This is a genomic window from Ilumatobacter sp. (assembly GCF_049588435.1).
Classification (GTDB): Bacteria; Actinomycetota; Acidimicrobiia; order Acidimicrobiales; family Ilumatobacteraceae; genus Ilumatobacter_A.
On record NZ_JBAVYV010000187.1, the window covers coordinates 1 to 15,629 of the forward strand.

Annotated in this window: 16 protein-coding genes; 9 read left to right on the forward strand and 7 right to left on the reverse strand. The window is 66.1% G+C overall.

Features of this window, described 5'->3' with window-relative positions:
• Positions 1-368: 368 nt before the first annotated feature.
• Positions 369-1,403: a zinc-dependent alcohol dehydrogenase gene (locus tag WBV89_RS06790; protein ID WP_423980572.1), complete on the reverse strand. Its 1,035-nt coding sequence runs from the start codon at positions 1,401-1,403 to the stop codon at positions 369-371.
• Between the two features lie 108 nt (positions 1,404-1,511).
• Between WBV89_RS06790 and WBV89_RS06795 the strand changes: the two genes are divergently transcribed.
• The 5 genes from WBV89_RS06795 (at position 1,512) to WBV89_RS06815 (ending at position 5,145) form a co-directional block, all read left to right on the forward strand.
• Positions 1,512-1,859, forward strand: coding sequence for a putative quinol monooxygenase (locus tag WBV89_RS06795; protein WP_423980573.1), 348 nt, complete (start codon positions 1,512-1,514; stop codon positions 1,857-1,859).
• A 3-nt stretch (positions 1,860-1,862) separates the two neighbouring features.
• The gene (locus tag WBV89_RS06800; protein ID WP_423980574.1) at positions 1,863-2,522 is read left to right on the forward strand and encodes an HAD family hydrolase; all 660 of its coding nucleotides are present in this window, start codon (positions 1,863-1,865) and stop codon (positions 2,520-2,522) included.
• 22 nt (positions 2,523-2,544) lie between these two features.
• On the forward strand, positions 2,545-3,960 hold the full coding sequence (locus tag WBV89_RS06805; protein ID WP_423980575.1) for an aromatic ring-hydroxylating oxygenase subunit alpha: 1,416 nt from the start codon (positions 2,545-2,547) through the stop codon (positions 3,958-3,960).
• Entirely contained in the window at positions 3,957-4,175 is a 219-nt protein-coding gene (locus WBV89_RS06810; protein WP_423980576.1) for a hypothetical protein, read from the forward strand. The genes WBV89_RS06805 and WBV89_RS06810 overlap by 4 nt, the downstream gene beginning before the upstream one ends.
• A 133-nt stretch (positions 4,176-4,308) precedes the next feature.
• Positions 4,309-5,145: a transposase gene (locus tag WBV89_RS06815; protein ID WP_423980577.1), complete on the forward strand. Its 837-nt coding sequence runs from the start codon at positions 4,309-4,311 to the stop codon at positions 5,143-5,145.
• Positions 5,146-5,183: 38 nt separating this feature from the next.
• Here the strand turns inward: WBV89_RS06815 and WBV89_RS06820 are convergent, their stop codons facing one another.
• On the reverse strand, positions 5,184-5,837 hold the full coding sequence (locus WBV89_RS06820) for a nitroreductase family protein (RefSeq protein WP_423980578.1): 654 nt from the start codon (positions 5,835-5,837) through the stop codon (positions 5,184-5,186).
• A complete protein-coding gene (locus tag WBV89_RS06825; protein WP_423980579.1) occupies positions 5,834-6,361 on the reverse strand; it encodes a pyridoxamine 5'-phosphate oxidase family protein in 528 nt (175 codons plus the stop codon). The genes WBV89_RS06820 and WBV89_RS06825 overlap by 4 nt, the downstream gene beginning before the upstream one ends.
• A 156-nt stretch (positions 6,362-6,517) precedes the next feature.
• Between WBV89_RS06825 and WBV89_RS06830 the strand changes: the two genes are divergently transcribed.
• Positions 6,518-7,555: an alanine racemase gene (locus WBV89_RS06830; protein WP_423980581.1), complete on the forward strand. Its 1,038-nt coding sequence runs from the start codon at positions 6,518-6,520 to the stop codon at positions 7,553-7,555.
• A 35-nt stretch (positions 7,556-7,590) separates the two neighbouring features.
• On the opposite strand, the gene WBV89_RS06835 is transcribed toward WBV89_RS06830, so the two are convergent.
• Complete coding sequence (locus WBV89_RS06835) at positions 7,591-8,880, reverse strand: cytochrome P450 (protein WP_423980582.1); 1,290 nt, start codon at positions 8,878-8,880, stop codon at positions 7,591-7,593.
• Between the two features lie 147 nt (positions 8,881-9,027).
• Between WBV89_RS06835 and WBV89_RS06840 the strand changes: the two genes are divergently transcribed.
• Positions 9,028-9,813 (forward strand): sugar phosphate isomerase/epimerase family protein, encoded by a 786-nt coding sequence (locus WBV89_RS06840; RefSeq protein WP_423980583.1) that lies wholly within the window; start codon positions 9,028-9,030, stop codon positions 9,811-9,813.
• A gap of 42 nt (positions 9,814-9,855) precedes the next feature.
• On the opposite strand, the gene WBV89_RS06845 is transcribed toward WBV89_RS06840, so the two are convergent.
• From WBV89_RS06845 to WBV89_RS06855, 3 genes are all read right to left on the reverse strand, one after another.
• Complete coding sequence (locus WBV89_RS06845; protein ID WP_423980584.1) at positions 9,856-10,638, reverse strand: SDR family NAD(P)-dependent oxidoreductase; 783 nt, start codon at positions 10,636-10,638, stop codon at positions 9,856-9,858.
• Positions 10,639-10,665: 27 nt separating this feature from the next.
• Positions 10,666-11,445 (reverse strand): SDR family NAD(P)-dependent oxidoreductase, encoded by a 780-nt coding sequence (locus tag WBV89_RS06850; protein ID WP_423980585.1) that lies wholly within the window; start codon positions 11,443-11,445, stop codon positions 10,666-10,668.
• 158 nt (positions 11,446-11,603) lie between these two features.
• Positions 11,604-12,863, reverse strand: coding sequence for a sugar ABC transporter substrate-binding protein (locus tag WBV89_RS06855; RefSeq protein WP_423980586.1), 1,260 nt, complete (start codon positions 12,861-12,863; stop codon positions 11,604-11,606).
• 114 nt (positions 12,864-12,977) lie between these two features.
• On the opposite strand from WBV89_RS06855, the gene WBV89_RS06860 reads away from it, so the two are divergent.
• Positions 12,978-14,498, forward strand: a complete 1,521-nt coding sequence (locus tag WBV89_RS06860) for a sugar ABC transporter ATP-binding protein (protein WP_423980587.1) — start codon at positions 12,978-12,980, stop codon at positions 14,496-14,498.
• Positions 14,495-15,629, forward strand: a 1,135-nt coding sequence (locus WBV89_RS06865) for an ABC transporter permease (RefSeq protein ID WP_423980588.1), incomplete at its 3' end; no start/stop codon positions are given. The genes WBV89_RS06860 and WBV89_RS06865, both read left to right, overlap by 4 nt.

Below are 15,629 nucleotides of genomic sequence, written 5' to 3' on the forward strand. Positions count from 1 at the left end.
GACCTTCCTCCTCCATCGCCTCCGACGACGGACTCTCCTCCTCGACGACATCGGACTCCGCCGTCGACTCGCTCGGCGCATCCGTCGCGTCGGTGTCGCCACCATCGTCGTCGCTGCCACAGGCAGCGGCAATCAAGGTGAAGCTGAATACCCCGGCCAAGAGCCGCCGCGTTCGCCTACTGGATCGTGTGTTCATTGAAACGATTCCCCCGTTTTTTGAAATGACTCGACGACCAATCCCCGGCCGCCGGCCGGACGAATGAGTTGTCCGGCAGCGTGAACTTAGTCACGACCTCTGCCACAAACGAGTCGCAGGACACACGTCAGCGCATCGCGTGCCGGCCTCGCGGACACCTGGTCCGAGCACGTCACGCGTTGGGATCGACGAGCACCTTCACCTGTTCGCTGGTTCCACTCGCGAGATCCGCGAGCGCCGCCTCGAAACCGGACAGCCCCACCGTCGAGGTGTGCAACGGTTCGACGCGCACCCGTCCGTCGGCGATCATCCCCATCGCCATCTCGAACTCCTCGTGCAGATACGCGAGCGACGACGTGACCGCGATCTCCTTCACCAGCCAGGTGCCCGGCGAGATCGGAGCGTCCCCCTCGGCGAGCCCGATGAGACACATCGACCCACCTCGGCGCGCGAGGTCGACCGCCGACTGGACGGCGAACGGACGACCGACGCACTCGTAGACGATGTCGGCACCGAGTCCGTGAGTCAGTTCGGCGATCAACGCGTCGGCCTCCTCCCCTGGTGTGACCGCGTGATGGGCGCCGAGCACGAGCGCGAGTTCACGTCGCTGCGGGCTCGGCTCGATGACGATCACGCGACCCGCCCCCGCAGCGCGCACCCACTGCATCGTGGCGAGGCCGATCGGTCCACCACCCTGGATCACGGCGATGTCGCCGAGGCGGAGCGCGCTGGTGCGAACCGCATGGAACGCGACCGTGATCGGCTCGACCTGAGCGGCCTGCAGGTCGGTGAGACCGCTGTCGGTGCGGACCACGCGACCGGCTGCGACGGCGACGCGAGGTGCGAAGCCACCGTGTGGTGGTGCGAGTTCATCGCGACCGACCGCCGACATGAACGAGACCTGGCAGCGGTCGGCCTGGCCACGACGGCATGCGGTGCACTGCCCGCACGACGGGGCGACCGCCACGACCACGCGGTCGCCTTCGGAGAGGTTCGTCACCTCGCCGCCGACGGCCGACAACGTGCCCGACCATTCGTGCCCGCAGATCGCGGGGTTGTACGGACGCCCCGACTGGTAGGCGTGGATGTCGGTTCCGCAGATTCCACAGAACGCGATGTCGACCACGACCCCGGTCGGTGCCGGTGTCGGGTCCGGGAAGTCCACGAGTTCGACGGTTTCGGTTCCGGTGATCAGTGCTGCGTGCATGTGGTTGCCCTTCCGGCTCGCTGGTGGGTGCGAACGCCTTGTCATACTGGCGCACGTCAGCACCCGCACGACGAGTCCGACACCTCAACAGCCACCAGGGAGCAACCCATGAGCCTCATCGCCGTCGAAGCCGCCATCACCATCGCCGACCCGTCCACGCGCCAGGCACTGATCGACAGCACGGCCCCGGTGCAGAAGGCGACGCGTGACGACGAGCCCGGATGTATCGTGTACTGCTTCGCGGCCGATCCCTGCCAGGACGATCTGATCCAGGTGTACGAGCTGTGGGAGTCCCAGGAGGCGCTGGCCGCCCACCTCGTCCACCCGAACTACCTCACGATGCGCGAGATGCTGGGCGCCGGTGGACTGACCGGAGCGGTGAGCCGCAAACATCGCATCGACGCGTCCGCTCCGGTGTACAACGCCGATCACGTGCCCTCCGCTTCGTTCGACTGAGCGGTGCCGTCCGACCCCGGTCTCCGCGCCGTCGTCTTCGACTTCGGTGGAGTCCTGATCACGTCGATCTCGAACCAGATCGGCGATGTCGCCGCGAGCCACGCCGTCGACCCGGCGGTGATGCACGAGGTGCTCCTCGGCCCACGGGTGAGTTGGCCGGATCATCCGTGGCACCGCGCCGAGCGCGGCGAACTGGCGGTGGCCGACATCCAAGCCGAGCTCACCCCGTGGGGTGAGGCTGCAGGCATCAGGCTGCGCGGCGACGAGATGGAACGTCTCCTCGCCCCTGGCGCGTATTCCGTCGTCGGCGCGATGCTCGACCGCGTCGACACGTTGCGCGCCGACGGATATCGCACCGCGCTGCTCACGAACACCTTCGCCGAGTTCCGCCCGACGATGGAACGCGACCTCGACTTCGACAGGTTCGACGCCGTCGTCGAGTCGTTCGCGGTCGGCTCGCGCAAACCCGAGGCCGAGATCTACGTCGCCGCCGCCGAGATGCTCGAGGTCGGCCACGCCTCGATCGTGTACCTCGATGACTTCGATCAGAACCTCTCCCCCGCCGCCGCGCTCGGCTGGACGACGATCCTGGTCGGCGATCCGCGGGTGGCACTCGACGAACTCGACGCGATTCTCGGGACCTCCGACTCTGCCCCGAAGTGATCGTCTGATCAATAATGGGCGAATGACCGCGACCGACGAATCCGAACTCGACACCGGAGCTCGTTCTCCAGGGCTCAGCTATCAGGACCTGCTCGACGCCGATACCCATCCCGTCCCCGACGTGTTGCGGCTGGAGTCGGCGAAGTACTTCGGGAGCGACGACGTTCCGATCGAGCGGTACACGTCGCGCGAATGGCATCGACGCGAGGTCGACCAGATGTGGTCGAAGGTCTGGCAGTTCGCCTGCCGCGACGAACACATCCCCGAGCCCGGCGACTACATCATCTACGAGATCGCCGAGCTGTCGTTCCTCGTCGTGCGTCAGGAGGACGGGACCATCAAGGCGTTCCCGAACGCCTGTCTGCACCGCGGTCGTCAACTCAAGGAATACGACGGGCACTGCTCGGAGCTCCGCTGCCCGTTCCACGGATTCGCGTGGGAACTCGACGGCAACCTGCAGGACGTGCCCGCAGCGTGGGACTTTCCGCACGTCGACCAGCGCCCGGACGACTTCACGCTGCCCGAGTGCAGCGTCGACACGTGGGCCGGGTTCGTCTTCATCAACCCCGACCCCGACGCCGCGCCGCTCGCCGAGCACCTCGGCGACCTCATGGAGCATTTCGAGGTCTGGAACCTCGAGAATCGCTTCGTCGAAGGCCACGTGTCGCGGGTCATCAACGCCAACTGGAAGATCGCCCAGGAGGCGTTCTGCGAGGCGTACCACGTGAACGCAACGCATCCCCAGATCCTCACCTACCTCGGTGACATCAACAGCCAGGTCGACGTGTTCGAGAACTGTGCCCGTGTGATCACCCCGGGCGGTACGCCGAGCCCGCTGCTGGGCGATGTCGATCTGACCGAGACCGAGATGGCACGGGCGATGCTCGACGTGCGCGTCGACCACCCGACCCCCGTCCCGATCGAGGAGGGCCAGACCGCTCGCGCGGTCCTGTCGCAGATGGCGCGCGAGCGCTGGCGTCCGTTGGCGGGCGACATGGTCGACCAGATGAGCGACTCGGAGATGATGGATTCGCTCGACTACACGGCGTTCCCGAACTTCCACCCCTGGGGTGCGTTCAACAGGATCGTCTACCGGTTCCGGCCCAACGGTGACGACCACCGCTCGGCGATCATGGAGTGCTTCCTGCTCTCGCCGTTCTCGGGCGAGCGTCCACCGCCGGCGAAGGAGACGAAACTCGCTGCCGACGAGGCGTGGACCACCGCCCCCGAGCTCGGGATGTTGGCGAAGGTCTTCGAGCAGGACGTGTTCAACATGGCCAAGGTCCAGAAGGGTCTCGAGGCCACCCGCAAGCCGGGCGCGACGTTCTCCAACTACCAGGAGTCGAAGATCCGCTGGCTGCACACCCTGCTCGGCGAATGGGTCAACGACGACGTGCCGGTCAGTGTCGGCACCGGAGCGAAGGCGAGGACGTCGTGAACGGCATCGTGCACCCCTTCACCGGGGCGCTCCACGAGCAGGACGGCAACGGGAACATCAAGGTCACGCTCGACGGCATCACGGGCATCTTCGGCGCCGACGGCCACTGGATCTCGGGCGACCTCCGCGAATGCGACCCGCAGCTGTGCGGCTGGGTCGGTGGCCCGATGGTCACCAACCACCGCGTCGGCGACATGCCCGCCCCCTCCGACTGACCCGCGCGTCTCCATCATCAACTCGCACATTCGTGCCAGGCACGAATGTGCATTCCGTTTCCCGCGCCCCACGACCCCGTGTGGGGGCATGGGCAGACCGACGCGCGATGTCACGTCCGCACACCATTTCCACTTGATCAATCACGGTGTCGACGGTCAAGACCTGTTCGCGATCGAATCCGACTGGCTCGTGTTCGAATCGATCCTGGATGCTGTCTGCGCGAAGCGAAATGTCGCGGTTGCCGCGTACGCCTTGATGTCGAATCACTTCCACCTCCTCGCCGACGTTTCATCGAGTGAGAGGCCGAACGAACTCTCCCATGCCATGGCCGAGCTCCAATCCGGGTACGCCCGACATTTCAACAGCCGGACGAACAGAACCGGGCCGTTGTTCCGGCCCAGGTTCCTGAGCTACCCGGTGTCCGGAGAGACCGCGTTCGCGCGGACGGCGCGATATATCCACGCGAATCCGATCGACATCACGGGCCGACGAGCGGTTGCTGCGTACCGTTGGTCGAGCCTCCCGGTGTACCTCGGCCGGCGTTCGCCAGCGGAGTGGATGCGCACCGAGCCGTTGGCGTCGATGATCGACGCCAGTACCTATCTCGCCACGGTCACCGACTGGTGCGACGACGAAACCAAGCCGCTGCACGGCGTGCAATCGGCGCTCCCTCCTCGGTCGCCGCTGTCCGTGTCAGCTCTGGAAACAGCGCTCGATGAACTCGATGGCGAATCATTCGACAGGGCGACGTGTCACCGACACCGCCGGATGATCATGATGCTGTGCCTCGACCTGCGTGCGGCCGACGTGGTCGCCCTCGCCCGCCGGTTCGACTGCACCGAGAACTTCGTTCGCCGTGAGGCACATCGCGCTCGCACCGAACGGATCGACGATCCGACGTTCGAGCGACTGGCCACCGCCGTCGCACGACGAGCCGCGCGCAGCGCAGCCCGAAACCTCGACGAATGACACTGGATGCACATTGGTGCCAGGCACCAATGTGCATCTCAGGACCAGGTGTTCCAGCGGACGAAGTCTTCGGCCGGCGGGCGCTTCGCCAGCTTGAAGTCGGTTCCGATCGTGTAGGCGACGGGGAACAACCCCGCCTGGCTGTAGTCGTCGTACGGGATGCCAAGCAGTTCGGCCACGTCACGCTCGTTCGACAGATGCAGCGATGTCCACGCCGATCCGAGGCCACGCTCGCGCAACGCCAGCATGAAGCTCCACACGGCCGGCAGGATGCCACCCCATCGCGACGCCTGACGACCCGACGGCGTCCCTTCGTCCATCCGATCCGCGAGCAGTGGGATCACGTGGATCGGAACCTCGTGCAGATGCTTCGCCAGGTGTCGAGCCGACTGGTTCACCCGGTCGGCTTGCGAACCAGGCTCGGGCTCGGGCGCTCCCGCGTAGGCCGCCTCGAAATTGGTCCGGTAGATGTCCGCGATCGCTCGGCGCTTCTCCGCGTCGTCGATGATCATCCACCGCCACCTCTGCGAGTTCGATCCCGTCGGCGACTGGTGAGCGATGTCGATGCAGTCGAGGATGACGTCGTGGGGAACGTCCCGTGTGAGGTCGAGGCGCTTGCGAACGCTACGAGTCGTGGTCAGCACCTCGTCGGCGCTGAGCCCGAGGGTCGCGTGGGGTGCGCGTTCGGTCACGCGTTGGCTTCCTTGTCGGCCTGAGCCGCGATCCACTCCGCCGTCGCCTTGCCCATCTTGGCTCCGTCGTAGCCGATGCGCTGCGTCGGCTCGACCTGGAGGATCACGCGACGCGGGGAATCGAGGAACTTGGCGAACAGCGCAGCTGCGTCGGAATCGTCGGGGCGGATCGCGCCGGCGAGCGCCGGGTAGAACCATTCCTTGGTCGCGTCGTCGTCGTGCAAAGTGCACGTTCCCTTGTACGTCACGGTCTTGTTGCGCTGCATGCTCGAACCCGTCGAGGTGACCACCACGCACACCCGCGGGTCGCGCTTGACGGCGCTGATCCGCGCGCGTTGGCTCGACGCGGTCAGCCAGAACGAGCCGTCGCGATAGATGTACGACATGATCACCCCGACCGGCCAGCCCTCCTTGTTCGACCAGATGAACGTGCACTCGTTCTGGGCGTCGAGCATCTCGGCTTCGTCCGCGTCATCGAGTCCGTACACGGTCACGTCTTCGTAGTTGTCGATTGGTTCGCTCATGGTCGAACGGTACGACGCGACCCCCGCCGCGGACGATGCGGACCAGCCAATTCGGGTGTTTCCATGCGAACGGGTGCTTCTGCGGGACTTTCACCACTGCACACACCCCATCCGGGGGAAACACCTGGGTGGGTCGGGACGTGGTTCACTCGGGGGATGACGACGAAACGGGTGACGGAACCGACCACCATCGACGAGATCCCCACGCCGGCACTGCTGGTCGAGCGGTCGGTGTTCGACGCGAACCTCGCCGCAATGGATGCCGTGCGACCGGGTTCCGAACTGCGCCCCCACGTGAAGGCGTTCAAGTCGACCGCAATGGCCGCGCGGCTCAGCGCCGACGGGCACACCGGGTTCTGCTGCGCGACCCCGCGTGAGGTCGAAGGACTCGTCGCCGCGGGACTCGGCCAGGACGTCCTGCTCGCCAACGAATCACTCGACGTCGGGCGCCTCGGCGCACTCGCTCAACGCGTCGATCGCGAAGCGAACATCACCGTCGCGGTCGACTCGGACGCGACCGTCGACGCAGCGATCACAGCCGGGATCCGGTCGGTGCTGATCGACATCGAAGTCGGTCTGCCGCGCTGCGGGTGTGATCCGACCGACGCCGGCCGCCTCGCCGACCGCGCCCGCGCCGGCGGCCTCGACGTGCGCGGGGTCATGGGCTACGAGGGTCACCTGATGATGATCGAGGACCGGTCCGAACGCATCGGACGGGTCGAGTCGTCGATGCGTGACCTGCTCGCCGCCGCCGCCGACGTCGGCGGCGACATCGTCTCGGGTGGTGGGACCGGCACGTTCGACACCAACACCTGGTGCACCGAGATCCAAGCGGGCAGCTACACGCTGCTCGACACCGACTACGCCAAACTCGATCTGCCGTTCGAGATCGCACTGAACGTCCTCGGGACGGTCGTCTCGAAGAGCGCGAAGGGGTGGATGATCGCCGACACCGGCCTGAAGTCGATGGCGATGGACCACGGCAATCCGACATGGGACGGAGGCGATGTGTTCTTCCTGTCCGACGAGCACATCACCCTGCTCCCACCCGACATCGACCAGTGGTCGGTCGGCGACCGCGTCCGGATCCAGCCCGCGCACGTCGATCCGACGATCGCCAAGCACGAGCAGATGTGGTTGATCGACGGCGACGACGTCATCGATCGCTGGGACGTCGACCTCCGCCACTGGTGATGTATCAACTGGGGTCTGACCCCAGTTGACACACGTCAGGCCGGTGCGAATCGGATCGGGAGCTCGATCATCGGGAAGAGCATGAAGCTCGGCTCGTGGACTGGTCCGTCGAACGATCGCGCGAGTTCGATGTTCGAGGTCCGTCGGAGCCAGACGGTGAACGCCGACACCAGCTCCTGACGGGCGAGAGCGGCCCCGACGCAGAAGTGCGGGCCGACGCCGAACGCCAGGTGCTGGTGGTCCCGTGTTCGATCGAGGTCGAAGTCGTCCGCGTTCTCGAATGCCTCGACGTCGCGGTTGGCCGCTTGATAGCGGGCCATCACCATGGCGCCCTGCGGGATGACCGCTCCGTTGAGCTCGACATCCTGGGTCGCCCGTCGGACGAGGCCGGCGACGGGACTCTCGTAGCGGAGCACCTCTTCGACGAAGGTCGGTACGAGCGAGAGATCGGCGCGGACGCGTTCCTGGACGTCGGGGCGCCGGGTGAGTAACCACATCCCGTGATTGAGCGCACTCGTGGTCGTTTCGAACCCGCCGGTCACGAGCTGGTGCATCAGGTTCTGGAGCTCGGCGACCGTGAGCGGTTCGGCACCGTCCTCGCCCTCGTGCGCGTGCACGAGCGTCGAGATGAGATCGTGCTGCGGGTCGGTGCGCCGTCGTTCGAACTCGGCCGCGAGGTGATGCTGCGCTTCGAGTTCGGTCTCGACCGCCTCGAGCATCTGCTCCTCGGTCAACGGGCGCATCGCCATCGCGAGCATCGCGCTCGCCCATCGATTGAAGCGATGGATATCGGTCTTGTCGAGTCCCAGCTCCTCGGCGATGATCGTGCCGGGAAGCGGCATCGCGAAATCGAGGTGGAATTCGCACTCGCCCGCCTCGATCAGGCCATCGATCAGTTCGTTGCACACGTCGTCGATGTGCGGCGTCATCTCGCGAATCCGTTTCGGCAGGAACGCTTTGGCCACCAGCCGTCGGTAGGCGGTGTGATCGGGCGGGTCGGTGCGCTGCAGGGTCTCCACGTGGCCCCATCCGCGTTCGCGCAGGATCTCCTGGTAGCGGCGCGACATCTGTTCCTTGGCGTAGCTGCCCTTCCCGCTCTTGCCGCTGCTCGAGAACAACTCCGGGTGGGTGAGCACGAAACGCACGTCGTCGTACTTGGTGACCATCACCGCGCCGATCTCAGGCATCGGGAACACCGGGCACGACTCGTGGAGTTCCTCGTAGAAGTCCCAGGGCGAGTCCTGCACCGCCGGATCGAGCATCGTGTGGTCGACCGGACATTTCATGTCCGAGATCCGGTCACTCAGTGAGACATCAGCAGCCATGACCCCAGCTTCACATGCGCACGTTCGTCGCGTCGTGTCGCAGCCGTCCCACCCGCGAGTTCCCCAGTCCGACCCGTCCGTTCGGCGCGAGCTCGTGTCCTCCAGCCGGGCAGGAACTCGGACGCGACCGAAAAGTACGGTGAGGCGATGGAAGATCACTTGTTGTCGCTGGCAGCCGGGGTGTGCCCCGAGACCGGCCCGACCGACTTCGTCACGGCGTGCGCCACCGCCGGGTGGGAGGCGTGCGGGATCTGGTTCGACCCCGAGACGTGGACCGATGCGGTCGCCACCGATGTTCGTCGCCGACTCGACGACACGGGCGTGATCGCGCTCGACATGGAGCCGGTGTTCGTCACCGCCGATGGTGATCACGGTGTCCGGATGGTCGAGGCGGCCGCCGCCGTCGGGGCGCGCAACCTCCTGGTCGTCTCACGAGGGGTCGACGACGAGCGCTTCACCACCCGTTTCGGCGAACTCTGTGACCTCGCCGCACCGCACGGAATCGGGTGCTCGATCGAGTTCCTGGCGTTCATGTCGGTGTCGAGCCTGCCCCAGTCGCTCGCCGTGCTCGACGCCGTCGATCGACCGAACGGCGGAGTTCTGATCGACGCGCTCCACCTCGCACGAACGGGAGGGAGCCCGGACGAGGTCGCCGAGATCGCGGCCGTCGCTCCCGAGCGTCTGGCCTACGCGCAACTCTGCGACGGACCCGCCGAAGCCCCCGACGATGCGTACGCCGACGCACTCGACGGGCGAATGAACGTCGGTGACGGCGGCTTGCCGGTGCACGCCCTGGTCGACGCGTTTCCGTCGCACACTGCGTTCTCGATGGAGATCCGGTCCGCCCATCTCCGCCGGGCGTTCACCGACCCGACCGAACGGGCGCGCCACGTCCTCGACGCGACCACCGCCTGGTTCGACGACCAAGCGTGACGCACGAGCGTTACGTAACGGGTCAGACCCGACATGTAACGGTCAGTAGGGCATCGTGCCGCCGTCGACGGGGAACATGCATGCGGTCATGTTCTTCCCGGCGTCGGACGCCATCAGCACCGCAACCGCGGCGACTTCTTCGACCTTGTTCGGGCGCTTGATCGCGGACTCCGAACTGAACGCCGCGATCAGTTCGTCGTAGCCGTCGAGACCCATCGCCACGGCGGAGTCGGGTCCCGTCGCGCGCACGATGTCGGTCTCGATGATGCCGGGCAGGATCGCGTTGACCGTGATCCCCATCGTTCCGACCTCGTGGGCCGCCGCCTTGACCAGTCCGTTGACGGCGTGCTTCGTCGCCGCGTAACCGGGAATGCCGGGTTTGCCGAGCTTGCCCTCGACCGACGAGGTGACGATGACGCGTCCCGATTCGCGGGGGATCATGTGTTGCAGCGCGCGGCGCATGCCCCAGAAGACGTGGTTGAGGTTCCAGTCGACCTCGAGTTGCCATTCCTCGTCGGTCATCTGGAAGACCGGAGCGGTCATCTGCACGCCTCCCGAGTTGAGACAGCAGATGTCGAGCTGGCCGTACTTCTCGATCGTGAAATCGATCAGTCCTTCGACCGCGTCCTGCTTCGAGGCGTCACCGGCATAGAACGCGGCGTTGTCGCCGGCGCCCATCTCGTCGAGACACTGCTGGCCCTTCGCCTCGTCGCGACCGTTCACGACCACCTTGGCGCCCTCGGCGAGGAAGGCGTCGGCCATTCCCCGTCCGATGCTCCGCGTGCCGCCTGTGATGCAGGCGACCTTTCCGTCGAGCTTTCCCATGAGAGTTCCTTTCGTCCTGTTCCCGGCTCAGTAGGGAGCCGTACCGCCGTCGATCGAGATGAGCGAACCGGTGATCCCGGCCCCGGCATCGGAGGCCAGCAGCGTCGCCACCGCGGCCACGTCCTCGACCTCGTTGAGCCGCTTGATCGCCGATTCGGAGGAGAACATGTTCAACAGACCGTCGTAGTCCAACCCCATCGACTCCGCTGCGGCGGGCCCCTCGGCCATCATGATGTCGGTCTCGATCGCACCCGGGCAGAGCGCGTTCACGGTGATCCCGAGCGTGCCGACCTCGTGGGCCGCCGACTTGGTGAGGCCGTTGATCGCGTGCTTTGCGGTCACGTAGATCGAGATGCCGGGTTTGCCGACCTTGCCCTCGAGCGAACTCACGCTCATCACCCGACCCCACTCCTGGGGGATCATGTGGTGGAACGCGCGGCGCATCGTCCAGAACGTGTGCCAGAAGTTCCACACCAGCGAGTCCTGCATGGCTTCGTCGGTGAGCTCAGCGATCGGTGCGTGGCCCGAGGCCCCACCGGCGTTGGCGACGAGGATGTCGATGCGGCCGAAGTGGTCGACGGTTCCGTCGATGATCGCCTCGCACGACTCTCGTTGCTTCACGTCTCCGGCGATGTAGTGCACGCGATCACCGGCATCGAGTTCGGCGAGCGTTCGCTCCGCCTTGCTCGGGTCGCGTCCATTGACGACGACCTGCGCCCCTTCGTCGAGAAACCCGCGAGCGACACCGAGTCCGATGCCTCGCGTTCCGCCGGTGATGCAGGCGACACGCCCGTCCAAAACTCCCATGAAATCCCCTCTGTCTTCCGTCGTTCCGGGGGGACCGTAGCGCGCGGGCGCTCGGTGATCCGGTGTCGGACGCACAACGGCCCCCGGACGATCGTCCGGGGGCCGTTGCATGATTCGGATCCGGCGAGAACGCAGTACGCGTTCTCACCGCTCAGGCGTCAGACGCCCCAGAGTGCAGCGAACTGCTGATCCATGTTGTCGGGTCCCGGCCAACCGTCGGTTGCGATGAGCGGCTGGGCCATCTCGGGGCTGTTCACGAGGAACGACGGGACGATGGCGTTCGCCCGCTCTTCGGGGTTGTCCATACCCACGGCGTCACGTGCCATCGCATCCATCATCAGCCAACCCGAGTATGTCTTGGGGTTGGTCGTCCAGAACTGCTGCTGGCCGTCGACGATCTCCTGCAGAATCTGTCCGTTGTAGTCGACTCCGACCAGGCTGACGCCGTCGAGCAGGTCTGCGTCAGCGAGCGTCGCCGCAACTCCGCCCGCTAGGCCGTCGAAGGCGAAGTGGACGTAGTCGATGCTCGGATCAGCCTGCAGCGACGACACGATCGCCCCGGGCACTTCACCGGCGAGCAACTGATCGAGCGTGAGTGCGAGCTCGTTGAACGTGCAGTCCGGGCAGTTCTCGGCGTAGGCCGCCTCGGAGGCGTCACGCTCGACGGCGAGCACCGTGAAGTCCGGGATGTTGACCATCATCACGTTGGCCGAGCCACCGGAGTCGGCGATGATCGCGTTGGCGATCAGGTCGCCCGCAACCTCGACCGACGAGGCGTCGCCACACTGCATCGCGAAGCCGTCCTCGGACGGCTCCGTCGCATCGAAGCAGCTCATCGTCTTGATGCCGGCCGCATTGGCGGTGTCGAGCTGGTCCTGGATCAGCGCCGGCGGCGTGCCGGAGATGCCGACGTAGTCGACACCCGCATCGATCGCCTGCTGGAAGGCCGGAGCGGCGTCGGTGTCGTACGAGATGACCTCGAGGTTCCATCCGAGCGCCTCGGCGGCCCCCTCGAATCCGAGTCCGATGGCAGCGCACGACGGGAGCGAGCACTGCAGCCATGCGACCGTCTTCTCCTCGGGAACGGAATCCAACGGAATCGTCGGTCCGATCTCGGTGGGCGGAACGAGGTTCGCATCGACGACCGCCTGTGCGGCCTCGACGCCGCCGCCTGCGGCTGCGTCGTCACCCGATGCTTCATCGTCGGCCGCCGTGTCGTCGGTGGCTTCCTCGTCCGCTGCGGTGTCGTCGGCGGCCGTGTCATCGGCTGCAGCATCATCGGCTGCGGTGTCATCGGCAGCCGCGGTTGCGGGAGCCTCGTCGTCTCCGGAGTCCCCGGAGTCGTCACTTCCGCCGCATGCGGCGACAGCGAGCGCCAACGCCAGCGGCGCGGCAAGTGCACGTGTTCTGATTCTCATTGTTTCCCCCTGGTTGTTGCTGTGGTGTTGGTCACAAGCTAATTGACTGGTTAGCATATTCCTCGCATCGAGGGAGGGCCCGATCACCGAGATCGGACACCAGTGGGGGAAATCTTGTCGAATCTGTTGGTCGTACGCGACCTGACCAAATCCTTTCCCGGGCAGGTTGCCCTGGACACGTTCGACATCGACATCGACGCTGGGCGCACGCACGCGCTGGTCGGGCAGAACGGCTCGGGCAAGTCGACGTTCATCAAGATCCTGGCCGGCTACCACCAACCCGACGACGGTTCGACCGCCACGCTTGCCGGACACCACCTCGAACTCGGCGACGGTGGCGCGGCGCAGGCTGCTGGCATTCGATTCGTGCACCAGGATCTCGGGCTCGTCGAGACACTCAACGCCGTCGAGAACATCTCGATGGGGGTCGGCTACACCACGGGTCGCTTCGGCCGCATCGACTGGGCGGCTGATCGCCGTCGGGCGGTGGAGGGCCTCGCCGCTCTCGGCTTCGACAGCGTGAACGTGGATGTGCCCGTCGGAATGCTCGCCCCGTCGGAGAAGACGGCGGTCGCGCTGACCCGCGCCCTCGACGACTGGGAGGACAAGGCCCACCTGCTCGTCCTCGACGAACCGACCGCGTCGCTGCCGGGAGCCGACGTCGAGCGCCTGTTCGCCGCGATCCGACTCCTCAAGGCGCGCGGTGTGGCGATCCTGTACGTGTCGCACCACCTCGACGAGGTCTTCGAGATCGCCGACGACGTGTCGGTCCTGCGTGACGGCAAGCGGATCACCACCGAGGCGACGGCCGACCTCGATCACGAGGGTCTGATCGAGCTGATGATCGGGCATCGCCTCGAACGGATGGATCACCGATCGGTTGCGCAGGTGGGATCGACCCCGGGTCTGCTGGTGGAATCGATCCGTGGCGGCACGATCACCAACCTCGACCTGAACGTCCAACCCGGCGAGGTCGTCGGCGTCGCCGGCATCACCGGCTCCGGGCGTGAACTGGTCGCTCCGTTCATCACGGGCCAGACGCCGAGCGAATCGGGCAACGTCACCGTGTGCGGCACCCCGATTCCGAACTACGACCCGCACGCCGTGATCGCAGCGGGCCTCGCGTTCGTTCCTGCGGACCGCGCGAGTCTCGGAATCATTCCGCTCGAGTCGGTCAGCAACAACCTGACGATCGCCGACGTCGAACGCAACTGGCGGGGAGGCCGCCTCCGCCACAACGACGAACGCGCCGAGTGCCTCGAGTGGATCGACCGCCTCCAGATCAAGACCGCCGGCACCTCGGTCCCGATCGCGGCGCTCAGCGGAGGGAACCAGCAGAAGGTCCTGTTCGGGCGTTCGCTCCGTCTCCAGCCTTCGGTCCTGGTCCTCGACGAGCCCACCAGCGGCATCGATGTGAAGGCCAAGGAACAGATTCTCCAGCTCATCGATCAGGCGGCCGGCGACGGTGCCGCCGTCCTGGTCGTCTCGACCGACACCGACGAACTCGTCCAGGTCGCCCATCGCATCCTGATCATGGTCGGCGGCACGATCGTCGCCGAACTGTCCGGTGCGGACATGACCGCCGAGAACGTCGAGCGAGCCCAACTCCAGTCCATGAAAGCCATGACACCATGACGACGACCACCAACGCCACCAACGAGCAGGAAGGCGGCACCGACGATTCGGCGCGTCCGACCACATCGTGGGTCCACCGCATCGGTCTCGACCGATTCAGCGGGCTCTACCTCCTGGCGGCGTTCTTCATCTTCTTCGGGATCACCGAGAGCAACTTCCTGCTCTGGAACGGCAGCATCGAGTTCGTCCTCACCGAGAAGGTCATCGTCGTCATGCTGGCGCTGGCGTTCCTCGTGCCCCTCACGACGCAGACTTTCGACCTGTCGATCGGCGCGACGATGGCGTTGAGCCTGGTGATCGTCAACAAGATCGCGCTCGAGACCGACCTCCCCAACTGGGTCGGGGCCCTGGTCGGCATGGGCGCCTGTCTGGTGATCGGCGCGCTCAACGGGTTCATCGTCGTCAAGCTCCGGGTGAACAGCTTCATCGCCACGCTCGGCATGAGCCAGGTCGTTGCGGCGTTGATCCGTCGCATCCACGACGGCGGCAACATCACGAACGCCCTCGACGACGGGTACGTCAGCTTCGGCAAGCGGAACCTGTTCTCGTTCAAGTGGCCGTGGTCGGACACCCAGATCGAACTGCCCTACTACTTCTTCTTCGGGCTGATCGTCGCCACCATCATCTGGTACGTCCTCGAGCACACGCCGGTCGGGCGCAAGATGTTCGCAACCGGCGGCAACCCTGAGGCCGCCCGTCTCTCGGGCGTCAAGACCGACCGGATGGCCTGGGGATCGCTGATCGCATCGGCCGGGATCGCGGGATTCGCCGGCCTGATCTACTCGTGGAAGTTCGCGACCTACACGTCGTCGGTCGGCCCGCCCCTGCTGTTCACCGCCGTCGGCGCCGTGTTCTTCGGTGCGAGCCAGCTGAAGGGTCGCCCCAACGTCTGGGGAACGATCATCGCGGTCTACGTGCTCGCCTTCGGCATCAAGGGCATCGGCCTGCGCTACCCGCAGGAGATCGACTGGATGCAGCCGATGTTCGAGGGTCTCGTCCTGATCATCGCCGTCGCCGTCGCCAGCCGTCAGGCCGTCGTCAAGGTCAACCGTCGCGGATCGGCGGCGTCGGGCGACGACGTCCCCTCCCCCACACCCGAACCCGCGGCGACACTCACCGACGACGTCACGG